Origin of the sequence: Hymenobacter metallicola (genome assembly GCF_004745645.1) — a bacterium.
Classification (GTDB): Bacteria; Bacteroidota; Bacteroidia; order Cytophagales; family Hymenobacteraceae; genus Hymenobacter; species Hymenobacter metallicola.
Window position 1 is genome coordinate 1886653 of the sequence record NZ_SRMB01000001.1, and the last position, 14452, is coordinate 1901104.

13 protein-coding genes are annotated in these 14452 nt (G+C 61.1%); 12 read left to right on the forward strand and 1 reads right to left on the reverse strand.

Annotated features, from left to right (window positions below; genetic code table 11):
• Nucleotides 1-33: 33 nt before the first annotated feature.
• The gene (locus E5K02_RS07960; protein WP_135393762.1) at nucleotides 34-1230 is read right to left on the reverse strand and encodes a phosphoglycerate kinase; all 1197 of its coding nucleotides are present in this window, start codon (nucleotides 1228-1230) and stop codon (nucleotides 34-36) included.
• A 432-nt stretch (nucleotides 1231-1662) separates the two neighbouring features.
• Here E5K02_RS07960 and E5K02_RS07965 point away from each other — a divergent pair, with 432 nt between their 5' ends.
• The 12 genes from E5K02_RS07965 (at nucleotide 1663) to E5K02_RS08020 (ending at nucleotide 14440) form a co-directional block, all read left to right on the forward strand.
• The gene (locus E5K02_RS07965) at nucleotides 1663-4365 is read left to right on the forward strand and encodes a D-alanine--D-alanine ligase family protein (RefSeq protein ID WP_135393764.1); all 2703 of its coding nucleotides are present in this window, start codon (nucleotides 1663-1665) and stop codon (nucleotides 4363-4365) included.
• Between the two features lie 211 nt (nucleotides 4366-4576).
• On the forward strand, nucleotides 4577-5362 hold the full coding sequence (locus E5K02_RS07970; RefSeq protein ID WP_135393766.1) for a PASTA domain-containing protein: 786 nt from the start codon (nucleotides 4577-4579) through the stop codon (nucleotides 5360-5362).
• Nucleotides 5363-5513: 151 nt separating this feature from the next.
• Complete coding sequence (locus tag E5K02_RS07975) at nucleotides 5514-7400, forward strand: T9SS type A sorting domain-containing protein (protein WP_135393768.1); 1887 nt, start codon at nucleotides 5514-5516, stop codon at nucleotides 7398-7400.
• A gap of 82 nt (nucleotides 7401-7482) precedes the next feature.
• Nucleotides 7483-7782 (forward strand): rhodanese-like domain-containing protein, encoded by a 300-nt coding sequence (locus E5K02_RS07980; RefSeq protein WP_135393770.1) that lies wholly within the window; start codon nucleotides 7483-7485, stop codon nucleotides 7780-7782.
• A gap of 172 nt (nucleotides 7783-7954) precedes the next feature.
• On the forward strand, nucleotides 7955-8404 hold the full coding sequence (locus E5K02_RS07985) for a MarR family winged helix-turn-helix transcriptional regulator (RefSeq protein ID WP_135393772.1): 450 nt from the start codon (nucleotides 7955-7957) through the stop codon (nucleotides 8402-8404).
• A gap of 44 nt (nucleotides 8405-8448) precedes the next feature.
• Complete coding sequence (locus E5K02_RS07990; protein WP_135393775.1) at nucleotides 8449-8886, forward strand: organic hydroperoxide resistance protein; 438 nt, start codon at nucleotides 8449-8451, stop codon at nucleotides 8884-8886.
• Between the two features lie 152 nt (nucleotides 8887-9038).
• Entirely contained in the window at nucleotides 9039-10037 is a 999-nt protein-coding gene (locus E5K02_RS07995; RefSeq protein ID WP_135393777.1) for an NADP-dependent oxidoreductase, read from the forward strand.
• Nucleotides 10038-10085: 48 nt separating this feature from the next.
• Nucleotides 10086-10394 (forward strand): putative quinol monooxygenase, encoded by a 309-nt coding sequence (locus E5K02_RS08000; RefSeq protein ID WP_135393779.1) that lies wholly within the window; start codon nucleotides 10086-10088, stop codon nucleotides 10392-10394.
• Between the two features lie 44 nt (nucleotides 10395-10438).
• On the forward strand, nucleotides 10439-11119 hold the full coding sequence (locus E5K02_RS08005; protein WP_135393781.1) for a type 1 glutamine amidotransferase domain-containing protein: 681 nt from the start codon (nucleotides 10439-10441) through the stop codon (nucleotides 11117-11119).
• A gap of 159 nt (nucleotides 11120-11278) precedes the next feature.
• Nucleotides 11279-12328 carry an aldo/keto reductase gene (locus E5K02_RS08010; RefSeq protein ID WP_135393783.1) on the forward strand — a complete coding sequence of 350 codons (1050 nt, stop codon included), beginning with the start codon at nucleotides 11279-11281 and terminating at the stop codon, nucleotides 12326-12328.
• A gap of 113 nt (nucleotides 12329-12441) precedes the next feature.
• Entirely contained in the window at nucleotides 12442-13437 is a 996-nt protein-coding gene (locus E5K02_RS08015; RefSeq protein ID WP_135393785.1) for an aldo/keto reductase, read from the forward strand.
• A gap of 88 nt (nucleotides 13438-13525) precedes the next feature.
• Nucleotides 13526-14440, forward strand: a complete 915-nt coding sequence (locus E5K02_RS08020) for a helix-turn-helix domain-containing protein (RefSeq protein ID WP_135393787.1) — start codon at nucleotides 13526-13528, stop codon at nucleotides 14438-14440.
• The last annotated feature ends 12 nt before the right edge of the window (nucleotides 14441-14452 follow it).

Here is a 14452-nt window from a genome sequence, read left to right on the forward strand (position 1 = left end):
CTTTTGGTTTGCTCCAGAACGGCTAAGTGCTTCCTAGCGGCCTTCCAGAGCCGCTACGCCGGGCAACTCCTTGCCTTCCATATATTCGAGCAGGGCCCCGCCCCCAGTGGAAATGTAGGATACTTGGTCGGCAAAGCCGAGCTGGTTGACGGCCGCCGCCGAGTCGCCGCCGCCGATGAGGCTGAAGGCGCCGTTGGCCGTAGCTTCGGCAATGGCGCGGGCCACGAATTCGGTACCCACGGCGAAGTTCGACATCTCAAACACGCCCATCGGGCCGTTCCAGAGGATGGTTTTCGACTGGCGAATGATATCGGCGAAGGTTTCGCGCGACTCGGGGCCGATGTCGAGGCCCATCCAGCCGGCGGGAATGTCGAGGTTGCCGGCTACTTCAATGTCGGAGTCGTTGGCAAAACGGTCGGTAATCATGCTATCCACGGGCAGCACCAGCTGCACCCCTTTCTGCTTGGCCTTCTCAATCAGGCTGGCGGCCAGCTCTACCTTATCGGCTTCGAGCAGGGAGCTGCCGATGCGGCCGCCCTGGGCTACGGCGAAGGTGTAGGCCATGCCGCCCCCAATGATGAGGTAGTCAACCTTGTCCAGCAGCTGCTCGATAATGAGGATTTTGTCGGAAATCTTGGCCCCGCCCATGATGGCCGTGAAGGGGTGCTCGGGGTTGGTCAGCACGCGGTGGGCGTTGTCCAGCTCGCTTTGCAGCAGGTAGCCAGCCACCCGGTTTTCGGGGGTGAAGTACTGGGCCATAACGGCCGTGGAGGCGTGCTTGCGGTGGGCCGCGCCGAAGGCGTCGTTCACGTACACCTCGCCGAGCGTGCTGAGCTTTTCAGCAAAGGCCGCGTCGCCCTTTTCCTCTTCGGCGTAGAAGCGCACGTTGTCGAGCAACAGGATTTCGCCGGGCTGCAAGTTGGCCGCCAGCTGGGCCGCCTCCGGCCCGATTACGTCGCCGCCGAAGCGTACCGTCGTGCCGTACTCCTGCTCCAGACGCGCCACAAGGTTGCGCAGGGAGTTCTTCTGGTCGGGGCCACCTTTGGGCCGGCCCATGTGGGAGAGCAGCACCACGGAGCCGCCGTCACTGAGGATTTTCTTGATGGTCGGGGTGGCCATCCGGATGCGGGTGTCGTCGGTAATGCGCAGGTCGGCATCGAGGGGCACGTTGAAATCGACGCGCACCACGGCCCGCTTGCCGGCGAAGTTGTACTGATCCAGAGTTTTCATGGAAAAGAATAGGGTTGGAAGAGGTCTTACTACGGAGCGAATGTAAGCAGGGCTGGCAATTGGTAGCATGCAGCAATGTTCACCGAGACACTTTTGCTGGTAGAAACAGGTTTGGGAAGCTCACCGAATGACTTTTGGCAGACCGAAACACGTTTGAGGAATTCTCCAGTAGGTAGTTTTTGGAATTCTGTGCGTTAGGTAGCCGTGTCCTTGCGAGGACGCAGGACGAAGCCATCCGTCCGCTGAAATGTGACTAGTCTTCTAACCTGACAAGCCCTACTCGTTGTTAAGCACAGGGGCTTAGTGGGGAAAGGCCGTGACTACCTTCGCCGAGGACGGATGGCCACGGCTGCGCCTCGCAAGGACACGAGAGGGTCGCTTCCGCTTCCCCCATGTGCCAATCCCCCAATCACTCGTACCTTTGCCCTACGTATGAAAATAGGCATCTTCTTCGGCGGCCCGTCGCGTGAGCGGGAAATTTCCTTTGCTGGCGGCCGCACGGTATATGATAACCTGGACAAGGCTTTGTTCCAGGCCGTTCCCATCTTCGTAGACAGCCGCGGCAACTTCATTTTGCTCGACTGGCACTACATCTACAAGGGCACCATCCGCGACTTTTACCCGCCCGTGTCGGCCCTGCCCGACTCCCGGCACAAGCTCCAGGTGTACCTGGAAAGCCTGGGCGAGCTGAGTTCCGAGGAGCAGGACCGCATCATCAGCGAAGTAGGCCGGAGGGTGCTGCCCCACGAGCTGCGCGAACTGCTGGACTTCGCCTTCCTGGCCCTGCACGGTCCCGGCGGCGAGGATGGCGCCATTCAGGGCCTGCTCGAGTGGTACGGTATCCCCTACTCCGGCTCGGGTGTGCTGCCCTCGGCCTTCGGCATTGATAAGATTGCCCAGAAAAAGCTGCTCAAGGCCCTGAACCGCCCCACGCCCGACTACCGCGTGCTGACCGCCGAGGAGTGGGACACGGCCGCCAGCCAAGGCGCTATTCTCGACTACCTGGTGCGGGAGCTGGGCTTGCCGCTGGTGTTTAAAGCCCCCCGCCAGGGCTCCAGCATCGGTATCAGCATCCTGCGCGAAGCCAACGCCGAGCAGTTTGCCCGCGCCGTGGAGCGCAGCCTGTTCCGCAAAACCGTGACCCGCGAAGAGTGGGCGCGCCTGGGCGAGCAGGACAAAATTGCCTGGGTGCAGCACCTGACCGACATCCGCGACGGTATCGGGTTGCCCGTGGTATTGGACGCTGAAACGGCGGTTATCTACCACCCCGAAGCGTTGCTCAACACGCTCAACGAGCGGCTGCAAACAGCCGAGTCGGTGCTGTTGACCAACGTGGATGGCGAAGCGCAAGTGCTGGTCGAGTCGTTTGTGGCGGGCCGCGAGTTCAGCTGCATCGTGGTGGAGGACCCGCAGGGCAACCCGCTGGCTTTGCCCCCGACAGAGATTGTGAAGGGCGAGGAAATGTTCGACTACCGCTCGAAGTACCTGCCCGGCCTCTCGCGCAAAATCACCCCGATTGACCTGCCCGAAGCCGAAATTCAGCGCATCCGCGAGGCCTGCGAGGAAATGTTCCGCACCTTCGGCTTCCAGGTCTACGCCCGCATCGACGGGTTCCTGGGCAAGGACAACCAGCTCTTCCTCAACGACCCGAACACTACCTCGGGCATGCTGCCGGCGTCGTTTTTCTTCCACCAAGCCGCCGAAATCGGCCTGAACCCCTCCCAGTTCCTCACCTACCTGATTCGTACTTCCCTGGCCGCCCGTCGCCGGGCTGGCATGAAGCCGGTACATCTCGGCGGCCTGCTCCGGCAGCTCGACGAGGCCGTGGCCTCGCGCCAGCACGAGGAACAGCAGCGCACCAAAGTAGCCGTGATTATGGGCGGCTACTCCTCGGAGCGGCACATTTCGGTGGAGAGTGGCCGCAACATCTACGAGAAGCTCAGCTCCAGCGTCAAGTACGAGCCCGTGCCCGTGTTTCTGACCGGCAGCAGCCAGGAATTCCGCCTCTACGTGCTGCCCATCAACGTGATGCTCAAGGACAACGCCGACGACATCCGGGAGAAAATTGAGTACGCCGAGGCCGGCCACAGCCTGCACCCCGTGCTGGAGCGGATTCGCCGGGAGGCCAGCGCCATTACCAGCACATACGCGGGTCAGGCCACGGCCCAGCCCCGCCGCCTCTCGTTCGAGGAGCTGGCCCACGAAGTGGACGAGGTATTTATTGCCCTGCACGGCCGCCCCGGCGAGGATGGGGCCCTGCAGAAGCAGCTGGAGCACTACGGCCTGCCCTACAACGGCTCGGGGGTGGAAAGCAGCAGCATCACCATCAACAAGTTTGAGACGAACCGCCGCCTGCGCGAGGCCGGCCTGCGCGTGGCTGAGCACCGCATGGCCGCCCGCCTGGAGTGGGAAGCCGACGCAGAAAGCTTCTACCGCAGCCTGGAAACCCAGTTCCACTACCCCTTTATTGCCAAGCCCGCCGACGACGGCTGCTCCTCGGCCGTGAAGAAAATCAAGAACCGCCAGGAGCTTGAAGCCTTCTGCCAGCTCATCTTCCGCGACCAGGAAGACCTGCTGCCCGCGCCTGCCACCGTGCTGAACCTGGGCTTCAAGGAAGAATTCCCGCAAAAGGATGCCTTTCTAGTCGAAACCCTCATCAGCCGCGATGGGGCCAAGCACTTTTTGGAAGTAACCGGCGGCCTGCTCACGCACTGGAAAGAGGACGGCCAGCTGGAAATTGAGGTCTTCGAAGCCTCGGAAGCCCTGGCTACGGGCGAGGTGCTGAGCCTGGAGGAGAAATTCCTGGCCGGCGAAGGCCAGAACATCACTCCGGCCCGCTATGCCCCCGAGGTGCAGGAGCGGCAGCGCATCAGCGAGGAAGTGAAGGCCGAGCTCAAGCGCGTGGCTGAGGTGCTCAACATCCAGGGCTACGCCCGCATCGACGCCTTCGTGCGCGTACGGGAAACCGGAGCCGTTGAGGTCATCATCATCGAGGTAAACTCCTTGCCCGGCATGACGCCCGCTACTTGTATCTTCCACCAGACAGCCCTCAACGGCTACACCCCCTACGACTTCATCGACCGGATTTTGGAATTTGGCAAGCAGCGCAACGCCAAACTGACCGCCGCTGGCTAAGAACGACTACTCTCCTCCTTAGATAAGGAGGGGCTAGGGGTGGTTGACTCCGCCAGAACGACTCAGTAGCTTTTAGCTCTAGTTGTCGTTCTGGCGGAGTCAACCACCCCTAGCCCCTCCTCATCTGAGGAGGGGAACTAGTTTTCCAGCATTTAGCAGTAGATTTCCCTGGAAATTCCGGCTATCAACTTTTAGCATCTTCTTTCTCTCAATGTCATTTCTAAAATCGGATACGCCCGTTGATGTTCTCAAGCACCTGCTGGTGATTGGGGCCGCGGGGGCGTTGCTGCTGTTCGGCTTCTTTTTCGTTTACCTGCCCATTACCACCAACCACGGCGAAACCATCGTGGTGCCCAAGATTACGGGCATGAAGCAGGAGGCCCTGGAAGACTACCTCGATGAGCGCAACCTGCGCTACTTCGTCGACGACAGCAGCTATAATCCCAGCATCGCGCCCTTCACCGTGCTGACCCAGGACCCGGCGCCGGGCGAGCGGGTGAAGGAAGACCGCAAAATCTATATCTCGGTGAGCATGAAAAACCCACCAGTGATTAAGATGCCCAAGCTGGTGGACGGCTCGGTGAAAAATGCCCAGATGATTTTGAAAAGCTACGATTTGGTAGTCGGCGAAATCAAGCTGGTGCCCGATTTGGCCCAGAATGCCGTGCTCAAGCAGCTGGTGGGCGGCAAGGAAATTGCGCCCGGCGCCCCCATTGCCAAAGGTACCCGGGTAGATTTGGTCGTTGGCGACGGCCAGGGCAACCAGGAGTTCCCGGTGCCCAACGTGGTGAACATGCCCCAGGACGAAGCCGCTACCCTGCTCGTGGGGCAGGGCCTGCAGGTAGGCGAAATCTTCTACCAGCCCGCCGAGGAAGGCCAGACCGAAGGTACCGTCGTGAAGCAGCGGCCCGTGCCCTCGCCCGGCGCCACTATTCGCATGGGCCAGCTCGTCGACCTCTGGATTGCCGGCGACGCGCCGCTGAAATCGGTAGACTAGCTGCCAAGCACCAGATAAACTTCGCAGAAAAGACCTTTTCGGAACAACCGGGAAGGTCTTTTGCTTGTAGGCTATACGCCCGACGCCCCGGGCCGCCGGCTGCTAAAATATTCCGGGAGCCGCCCACGTTTGGCTTACGTAACTTGCTTCTATGACCCGTTTCCTACGCTTAACGCAGCTTTTGCTGGCGGCCGGCCTCCTGCCGCTTTCCGCCCGGGCTCAAAGCCTGAGCAACCTGACCCGTGACCCGAATCGGGTGGCTCCGGAAGCTTCCGCGGCGGCGGCCCGCCCGGCGGCGCTTTCCCTGCCGTTCTTCGACGACTTCTCGACCCAGCCCGAGGGCGCGCCCAGCGCCCAGCGCTGGGCGCCCGGGGGCGGCACGCTGGTCAACAACCGCTTCGTGCTGGCCCCGCCCTCCCGCGGCGCCGTTACCTTCGACGGCCTCAACGGCCAAGGGCGGCCCTACGGCAGCTTTTTCAGCGACACGGATACGCTGACGTCCCAGCCTATCGACCTGAGTGGCCTGACGGCCGCCAGCAATGTGTACCTGAGCTTTTTTTGGCAGGCCGGTAATATTTTCTCGGCCCCAACTACTGCCAGCAGTTCCCGGCCCGTGTTTATCCGGCTGGAATTTTTGGCCCGCAACGGAGCCTGGCGCGAAATATGGGTGCAGCGCAGCCAGGGGCAGCGTACCGGCTTTCGGCAGCTCTTATTTGCCGTAACCGATGCGCAATACCTGCACGCGGGCTTCCAGTTCCGGTTTCATACCTCGGGCAACCAGTCGAATGTGGACAACGACGACGCCTGGAGCATCGACTATGTGCGGCTGGACCGCAACCGCTCGGCCACCGATTCCACCAACCGCGACATTGCCACCAGCCGGCCGCTCACCAGCTTGCTGAAGCGCTACGCGGCCATGCCCGTGTGGCAATACAACGCCAGCCCCAACCCCAGCGCAGAGCTCAACAACGTTATCAACACCACCGTCAATAATCTGGGGCCGGGGCCGGCCGGCACGCCCGTCGACTGGCTGGGCACAGTTCAGATCCTGCCCGCCGGCACAGTGGGCATTACTGCTAAAAACGGTAAGTCGCTGGACCCGGGCAGCCGTCAAACTCCGGTAACGGTGGACGCTAGCAGCCTGGCTATTCCGCTGACGCCCGAAGAAAAAGTTATTCGCCACTCCATCTACTTGCTCACCGGGGAAGCGGCCAACTCTCCGACCGTACGCAACGACACTATATCCCGGCTTACGGAGCTGAAAAACTACTATGCCTACGACGACGGCACCCCGGAGGCAACGCTGAGCATCGAGCGGTTTTCGACCGGGGCACCCCGCTTCCGGGCCTACCGCTTCGACCTCAACAAACCCGACCAGGTCCGCAGCCTGCGTATCTACCCGATTTTGCCCGCGGCAGCAGGCCGGCTTATTACGGCCAACGTGTGGGAAGACGATGGGGGAAAGCCGGCCGCTCAGCCCAAAGCCACCCAGAGCATCGTTATTCCGGCCAGTTTGCCCGCCGGGCAGAACTACATTGATATTCTGTTTCCGACGCCGGTCGGGGTTTCGGGCACGTTTTATATTGGCTACGGGCACGGGCCTTTCGGCAACTCGGTGGTGCCCTTCGCCCTGGATCTGAACAATGCTCCCCCGGCCGGCTACTTTCTCAAAAACACGTTTGGCACCTGGGAAAACGCTTCGTTTGATTTCTCCAACGTAGGCGGGGCACCGGCTGGCTCCCTTATTATGCGGCCCGTAATGACCAACAACCAAACCGTAACGTCGGCATCTGCGGGGCAGGCCGCGGCGGCAGTGTCGCTCTACCCCAACCCCAGCGCCGGCCTCGTGCGGATAGAAGGCAGCTACCGGCACGCCGAGGTGCTCGATGCGCTGGGCCGGCCTGTGTGGATGCCGGCCGCCGCGCAGCGCCCCCACGGGGAGCTTGACCTGCGCGGGTTGCCCAGTGGCGTTTACTTAGTGCGACTTGCTCTGCCCGATGGGCTGCTGGTTACCAAGCGCTTGGTGCTGGCCCGGTAGCTAACTTCACTCATTCTTCAGCTGAAATGGCTATTGTTGCGTTCTTAAGTTTCGTTTGTCATTTACCATCCGCTCCTACCTTATGAACGACATCACCCCCGCCGAACTAAAGCAACGCCAGGCCGCCGGCGAAACTCCAATCATCCTGGATGTGCGCGAAACCTGGGAAAACGAAGAATCCCGTATTGAGGGTAGCCAGAATATTCCCCTGGGTACGCTGCCCGATAAGATTGCCGACCTGGAAGAACTCAAAGACCAGGAAATCATCGTGCACTGCAAAGGTGGAGGCCGCTCGGCTACGGCCAAGGCCTTGCTCACTCAGCACGGCTTTTCCCACGTACGCAATTTGCTGGGCGGTATTACGGCCTACCAGGCGCAGTAAAGCAGCCCAACCCTGCTCCCGCAACGCCGGTTTTCTGCCCCGCAGAAAGCCGGCGTTTTTTTTATTGGTTAACTTTTTAGACCTGATACCGAATACGTTAGAGTAATAACCTGAATTTAATTGCACACAATTAAACATTGCACAACCACATCCGTTATACTTGCACAACGAAATGAATGACCCACACGAGAATTCTTCGGATGCGCTTCTAAAGCTCGAAAGCCAGCTTTGCTTTCCGCTCTACGCGGCTTCCCGCATGCTGACCAAAGCCTACCAGCCCTACTTGCAGGCGCTGGACCTGACCTACCCGCAGTACCTGGTGTTTCTACTGCTGTGGGAGCACGAGGAGCTGACGGTAAAGGAATTAGGTGAAAAGCTCCTGCTGGATTCGGGCACGCTGACGCCCCTGCTCAAGCGGATGGAGCAAAAACAGTGGCTCAGCCGCCGCCGCGACCCGCGCGACGAACGGTCGGTCATCATCCGGCTGGAAGTAGCGGGCAGGGCGTTGCGCGAACAAGCCTGTCATATTCCCGAGCAGCTGCTGGGGCACATGGGCATGACCAAGGAGGAATTTGAAGCGCTGCGCACCCAACTCAACACGCTTTTAACCAAGCTCTGCTAACCCGCAGGCTGTTTTTTACCAACTCACACTTTTCTTTTATTCCGATGAAAATCGAAAAAATCTTCACGGCGCAAGCCAAAGCCAAAGGCGGCCGCGACGGTCATGTGACGACCAACAACGACGTGCTGGACATCGACCTGAGCACGCCCAAGGAAATGGGCGGCCCCGGAAAAGCGGGTGCTACCAACCCCGAGCAGCTGTTTGCGGCCGGCTACGCGGCCTGCTTCGAGGGGGCCCTGGGGGTAGCAGCCCGCCAGGCCAAGGTGAAGCTGGAAGGCGTGACGGTAGAAGCTTTCATCGGCTTTGGCAAGGCGGAAGACGGCGGCTACGGCATCTCCGCCGACCTGCACATAAACATTCCCGGGGTAGAGCAAGGCCAGGCCGAGCAGCTAGTGGAAGCCGCCCACGGCATTTGCCCCTACTCGCGCGCTACCAAAGGCAATATCGAAGTAACCCTGCACACTACCACGGCCAACGCGTAAGCGCCAGGCCCCGAGTCTGACTGCCACTCCGACCCGCCAAAGTTTTGCTCCTGACGCTCAGCCCCATCCGGGTGCGGGCCCTTGGGAAGACAGACTTGCACCGGCCCGGGGTGGCAGTTTCTTGTTTCTATTCTTTTCTACTCCTCTCCGCTATGAAAACCAAAACCATTCTGCTGGCAAGCCGCCCCAAAGGCCTGCCCACCAACGAACAATTCCAGTTTGACACCCTAGACCTACCCGCCCCCGCGGCCGGCCAGGTGTTGCTCAAAACCCGCTACGTATCGGTCGACCCCTACATGCGGGGCCGCATGAACGAAGGCAAATCCTACATTGCACCCTTCACCGTGGGGGAGCCCATGGCGGGTGGGGCCGTGGCTGAAGTCGTTGAAAGTCAAAACCCTGCCCTGCCGGTGGGCAGCTTGGTGGTGGGCAATCTGCCCTGGCAGGAATACATTCTCTCCGACGGCAAAGGCCTGAACCCCGTGCCCGCCGACAAGGCCCCGATCAGCTATTTTCTGGGCTTGCTGGGCATGCCGGGCCTGACGGCTTACTTCGGCCTACTCGACATCTGCCAACCCCGAGCCGGCGAAACGGTAGTCGTGTCGGGTGCGGCCGGGGCCGTAGGCATGGTAGTAGGCCAGCTGGCCAAGATTCAGGGGGCCCGGGTGATTGGCACGGCCGGCTCGGATGAGAAAGTGGCCTACCTCAAGCAGCTGGGCTTCGACGAGGCCATCAACTACAAAACCACGCCCGACATTGCCCAGGCCCTGGCCGCTGCCGCTCCCGCCGGCGTCGACTGCTATTTCGACAACGTGGGTGGCCCCATCACCGATGCCGTGTACGATTTGCTCAACAAACACGCCCGCATTGCCCTGTGCGGCCAGATTTCGAGCTATAACGATACGGAGGTACCCGTCGGCCCCCGGCCCGAAAGCAAGCTACTCAAGACCAGCGCCAAGCTCCAGGGCTTCATCGTGGGCGACTACTACAGCCGCTGGCCCGAGGGCGTGCAGAAGCTCACCGAGTGGTATAGCCAGGGCAAGCTGCAGTTTGAGGAAACCATTACGGAAGGTTTCGACCAGATTCCGGCCGCTTTTCTGGGCTTGTTTAAGGGTGAAAACACCGGCAAAGCCATTGTCAAGGTCGCGTAAGCAGGCTCATCCTATTCCTTTCTTCCCTACACCTCAATACCTAAAAGCATGTCGAATCAGGCAGACATTTATTGCGTAGCGGCCGAGTGGCTGGTGCAGCCCGGCCACGAAGCCACGGTGCGCCGCCTGCTGCTGGAAGCCGCCGCGGCCGTACGCCAGCACGAGCCCGGCAACCTGGTGTATACCGCTCACGAGTCGGCCGACGAGCCGGGCCGCTTCTTCATCTACGAGCAGTACGTGAACCAGGAGGCCCAGATTGCCCACCGCGCGGCCACGCATTTCCAGGACTTGGTGCTGGGGCAGATTGTACCGCTGTTGGCCGAGCGCAAAACCACTTTTTACCGCCTGTTGGCCTAAGCCAGGCAGGCAACTTCCTTCTTTCCCCCCTTATCCTGAATACGATGAACATTCTGATGGTATTGACCTCCCACGACCAGCTGGGAAACACGGGCCACAAAACCGGCTTTTGGCTGGAAGAGTTTGCCGCCCCCTACTACGTCTTCAAGGATGCCGGCGCCACCCTGACCCTGGCCTCGCCCGCCGGCGGCCAGCCGCCCCTCGACCCCAAGAGCGACGACCCCAGCGCCCAGACCGAAGCCACCAAGCGTTTTAAAACCGACCCCGAAGCCCAGCAGGTCCTGGCTACGACAGTAAAGCTCGACTCGGTTTCGGCGGCCGACTACGACGCCGTATTTTACCCCGGCGGCCACGGCCCGCTGTGGGATTTGGCCGAAGACAAAAAGTCGATTGCGCTGATCGAGACGCTGTATGCCGCCGGCAAGCCCGTGGCCGCCGTGTGCCACGCGCCCGGCGTGCTGCGCCACGTGAAGGCGCCCAATGGCGAGCTGCTGGTGAAAGGCAAGCAAGTAGCGGGCTTCACCAACACCGAAGAAGAAGCCGTGCAACTCACCGACGTGGTGCCTTTTCTGGTGGAAGACATGCTCACGCAAAGCGGCGGCAACTACTCCAAAGGCGCCGACTGGCAGCCCTACGTGGTAACGGAAGGCAACCTGATTACGGGCCAGAACCCGGCCTCCTCCGAGCCAGCCGCCCACGAGCTGCTGAAGCTGCTGAAGAAGTAAGCCAGGATAGTCCGCATACGAAAGCCGCCCCGGCTGCCCTGATCTTCAGCGGTAGCCGGGGCGGCTTTTGTATAGCAGAAGCCCGGTTTTGTGTAGCCCGACCGTGAACGGCTGTCGACACCTTTGCACGATACATTTCTGCTACCCCATCCCCTGCCTATGAACCTCACTTCCTTTCGCACCCTGGGCCGCTCCGGCCTGATTGTCAGTCCGCTGGCCCTGGGCACCATGACCTTCGGCACCCCGCGCTGGGGCTCGACCGACGACGTATCTGAGGCCATTTTCCGGGCGTACGTGGAGGCCGGCGGCAACTTCCTCGACACGGCCGATGTGTATTCTGGCGGCCGTAGTGAAGAGCTACTGGGCCGCTACGTTACGGACTATGGCCTTCGCGACCAGCTGGTGCTGGCCAGCAAGTTCAGCTTCAACGCTCAAGCTGGTAATCCCCACGCCGGTGGCAACGGCCGCAAAAACGTGCACCGGGCCCTGGAAGGCTCCCTGCGCCGCCTGCAGACCGACTACCTCGACCTGTATTGGCTGCACACCTGGGATATGGTAACGCCGGTAGAGGAAGTTCTGCAAACTCTGGGCGACCTGGTACGGGCGGGCAAAATCCGCTACTTCGGCTTCTCCAACGTGCCCGCCTGGTACGCCGCCCAGGCCGCCACGCTGGCCGCCGTGCACCATGTGCCCGCCCCCATTGCCCTGCAGCTCGAATACTCGCTCGTGTCCCGCACCATCGAGCAGGAACACGTAGCCGCGGCCCAGGCCTGTGGCCTGGGCATCACGCCCTGGAGCCCCTTGGCCGCCGGCTTTCTGGCCGGTAAGTACGAGCGGGAAGGTAGCGGGGCTACCGGCCCGGGCCGCCTTACGGGCCCCAACCCCTTTGGCAACAGCAAGTTTACCGACCACAACTGGCGCGTACTGGAAACCTTGCGCGACGTAGCTGCCCAGCTGCAACGGCCCCTGGCCCAGGTAGCCCTAGCCTGGACGTTGGCCCAGCCTGGTATCAGCTCCCTGATCCTGGGGGCCAGCCGGCTGGAACAACTCCACGACAACCTGGCTTCCCTCGATGTGCAGCTAACGACCGAACAGCTCCAGCAGCTGAGTGACGCCAGTGCGCTGGCCCCGACGTCGCCCTACGGCATCTTCTCCGCAGCCGTCAACCGCAGCATCTTCGGGGGCCACCAGGTACAGGCGTGGCGGTAGCCGCCGCGTTTTGTGTTGCAGAAGCACCGGTTTGTGTAACCCGGCCGGGGCCTTATAGTCAGACCTTTGTAGCGTAATCCTATTCCTCCACTATTCTTTTTCACAACCACAGTATGAGCACCATCAAGAAAGTGGCCCTGGGCAGCCAAGGCCTGGAAGTACCCGTCGAGGGCCTGGGCTGCATGGGCATGACGGCCGGCGTAAACGGCATGAGCGTGTACGGGGAAGCCGACGAAACCGAAAGCGTTGCCACCATTCACCGGGCCCTCGAACTGGGCGTCAACCTGCTCGACACGGCCGACCTCTATGGCCCCCTGCTCAACGAGCGGCTCGTGGGCCGCGCTATTGCCGGGCGCCGCCAAGAGGTTATTTTGGCTACCAAATTCGGCTTTGAAGTCGACGACAACGAAACCTGGACGGGTGGCTACAACGGCCGGCCCGACTACGTGCGCAAGTCGATTGAACGCTCGTTGCGCAACCTGGGCACCGACTACGTGGACCTGTACTACCTGCACCGCCTCGACCCCAACACGCCGATTGAAGACACGGTAGGCGCCATGAGCCGCTTGGTCGAAGAAGGCAAAGTACGCTACCTGGGCCTGAGTGAGGTAACGGCCGACGTGCTGCGCCGGGCCCACCAGGTGCATCCCATTACCGCTCTGCAAACCGAATATTCGCTGTTCGACCGGGGCGTGGAAGAGGACGGCATGCTGCAGGTAACGCGCGACATGGGTATTGGCTTCGTGGGCTACTCGCCGCTGGGCCGGGGCTTTTTATCGGGCGAAATCAAGACCCCGGACGATTTAGAGGCCAATGACTCCCGCCGAATTTTCCCGCGCTATCAGGGCGAGAATTTCTACCGGAATCTGGCCCTGGTTGAAAAGCTGCAAAGCCTAGCCCAGGACAAAGGCGTAACGGCCGCCCAGCTGGCCCTGGCCTGGGTGCTGGCCCAGGGCGTGGTAGCCATTCCCGGCACCAAGCGCCGTAAGTACCTGGAACAGAACGTAGCGGCGGCCAGCTTCACGCTCAGCCCCGCCGAACTAGCTGAATTGGAAGCTATTATGCCGGTTGGCAGCTCGGCTGGGGCCGCCTACCCCGAAGGTTTCTAAGCCGCTGCGGTGACTTTACGGCCGGCCGCGGGTTGAGAGAATAACTGCTTTCAGCCCGCAGCCGGCCCAACCGTTTTTTCTTGCCCCCATGAAAAATACCGCCAAAGAGTTTCTGGTCCTCAATACCGTCACGGACTATACCCGCTTCTACGGCCTGCCCGCCCCGGCTCACCCGCTGCTCACGGTAGTCGACCTGGAGCAGGCCCGCTGCCTACCCCGCGTCACGACGCCGGTGGTGCAGCAGCTCTACACCGTTGCGCTGAAGCGCGGGCTGAAAGGCAACATCATCTACGGCCGGCAATCCTACGATTTCAAGGAAGGCGTGCTATTCTTTCTCGGGCCGGGTCAGGTATTTGCGGCCGATGAAACCCTGGATGCCTCAGAGCTGAGCGGCTGGATGCTGATTTTCCACCCCGATTTGCTGCTGAAACACCCGCTGGCTAAGAAGATGCCCGGCTACAGCTTTTTTTCCTACCAGGCAAATGAGGCTTTGCACCTCTCGGCCAAGGAAGAAACGCTGCTGGAAGGCCTGCTGCGTGGCATTCGGGCCGAGTACGACCAACCCATCGACGCCTTCAGTCAGGAGCTGTTGGTGTCCCAGCTCGACGTGCTGCTCAGCTATGCCAACCGCTACTACCACCGGCAGTTTCTGACCCGGCGCACTGCCGAGCACGACCTGCTTGCCCGCTTCGAGGAGCTGCTGACCGCCTACTTTGCGCAGGATGGCGAGCAGCCCCTGCCCACGGTGCAGCACTTTGCCGATGCCCTGCACGTGTCGCCGGCCTACCTGAGCGACATGCTGCGCACCCTGACCGGCCAGACCACCCAACAGCACCTGCACCACGGCTTGATTGAAAAAGCCAAGCGCCTGCTGCTGTCTACCTCCCTGACTATCAACGAAACCGCTTATCAACTCGGCTTCGAATACCCTCAGTATTTTACCCGCCTGTTCAAAAGCAAAACCGGCCTGACGCCAGCCGCTTTCCGAGTGTCAGTCAATTAGATTGATTAAAAC

Coding starts and splice junctions, on each gene's coding strand:
- E5K02_RS08000 (WP_135393779.1), top strand. CDS start 10,086: ATGTCGAATCAGGCAGACATTTATTGCGTAGCGGCCGAGTGGCTGGTG.
- E5K02_RS07985 (WP_135393772.1), top strand. CDS start 7,955: ATGAATGACCCACACGAGAATTCTTCGGATGCGCTTCTAAAGCTCGAA.
- E5K02_RS07990 (WP_135393775.1), top strand. CDS start 8,449: ATGAAAATCGAAAAAATCTTCACGGCGCAAGCCAAAGCCAAAGGCGGC.
- E5K02_RS08015 (WP_135393785.1), top strand. CDS start 12,442: ATGAGCACCATCAAGAAAGTGGCCCTGGGCAGCCAAGGCCTGGAAGTA.
- E5K02_RS08020 (WP_135393787.1), top strand. CDS start 13,526: ATGAAAAATACCGCCAAAGAGTTTCTGGTCCTCAATACCGTCACGGAC.
- E5K02_RS08005 (WP_135393781.1), top strand. CDS start 10,439: ATGAACATTCTGATGGTATTGACCTCCCACGACCAGCTGGGAAACACG.
- E5K02_RS07980 (WP_135393770.1), top strand. CDS start 7,483: ATGAACGACATCACCCCCGCCGAACTAAAGCAACGCCAGGCCGCCGGC.
- E5K02_RS07965 (WP_135393764.1), top strand. CDS start 1,663: ATGAAAATAGGCATCTTCTTCGGCGGCCCGTCGCGTGAGCGGGAAATT.
- E5K02_RS07975 (WP_135393768.1), top strand. CDS start 5,514: ATGACCCGTTTCCTACGCTTAACGCAGCTTTTGCTGGCGGCCGGCCTC.
- E5K02_RS07960 (WP_135393762.1), bottom strand. CDS start 1,230: ATGAAAACTCTGGATCAGTACAACTTCGCCGGCAAGCGGGCCGTGGTG.
- E5K02_RS07995 (WP_135393777.1), top strand. CDS start 9,039: ATGAAAACCAAAACCATTCTGCTGGCAAGCCGCCCCAAAGGCCTGCCC.
- E5K02_RS08010 (WP_135393783.1), top strand. CDS start 11,279: ATGAACCTCACTTCCTTTCGCACCCTGGGCCGCTCCGGCCTGATTGTC.
- E5K02_RS07970 (WP_135393766.1), top strand. CDS start 4,577: ATGTCATTTCTAAAATCGGATACGCCCGTTGATGTTCTCAAGCACCTG.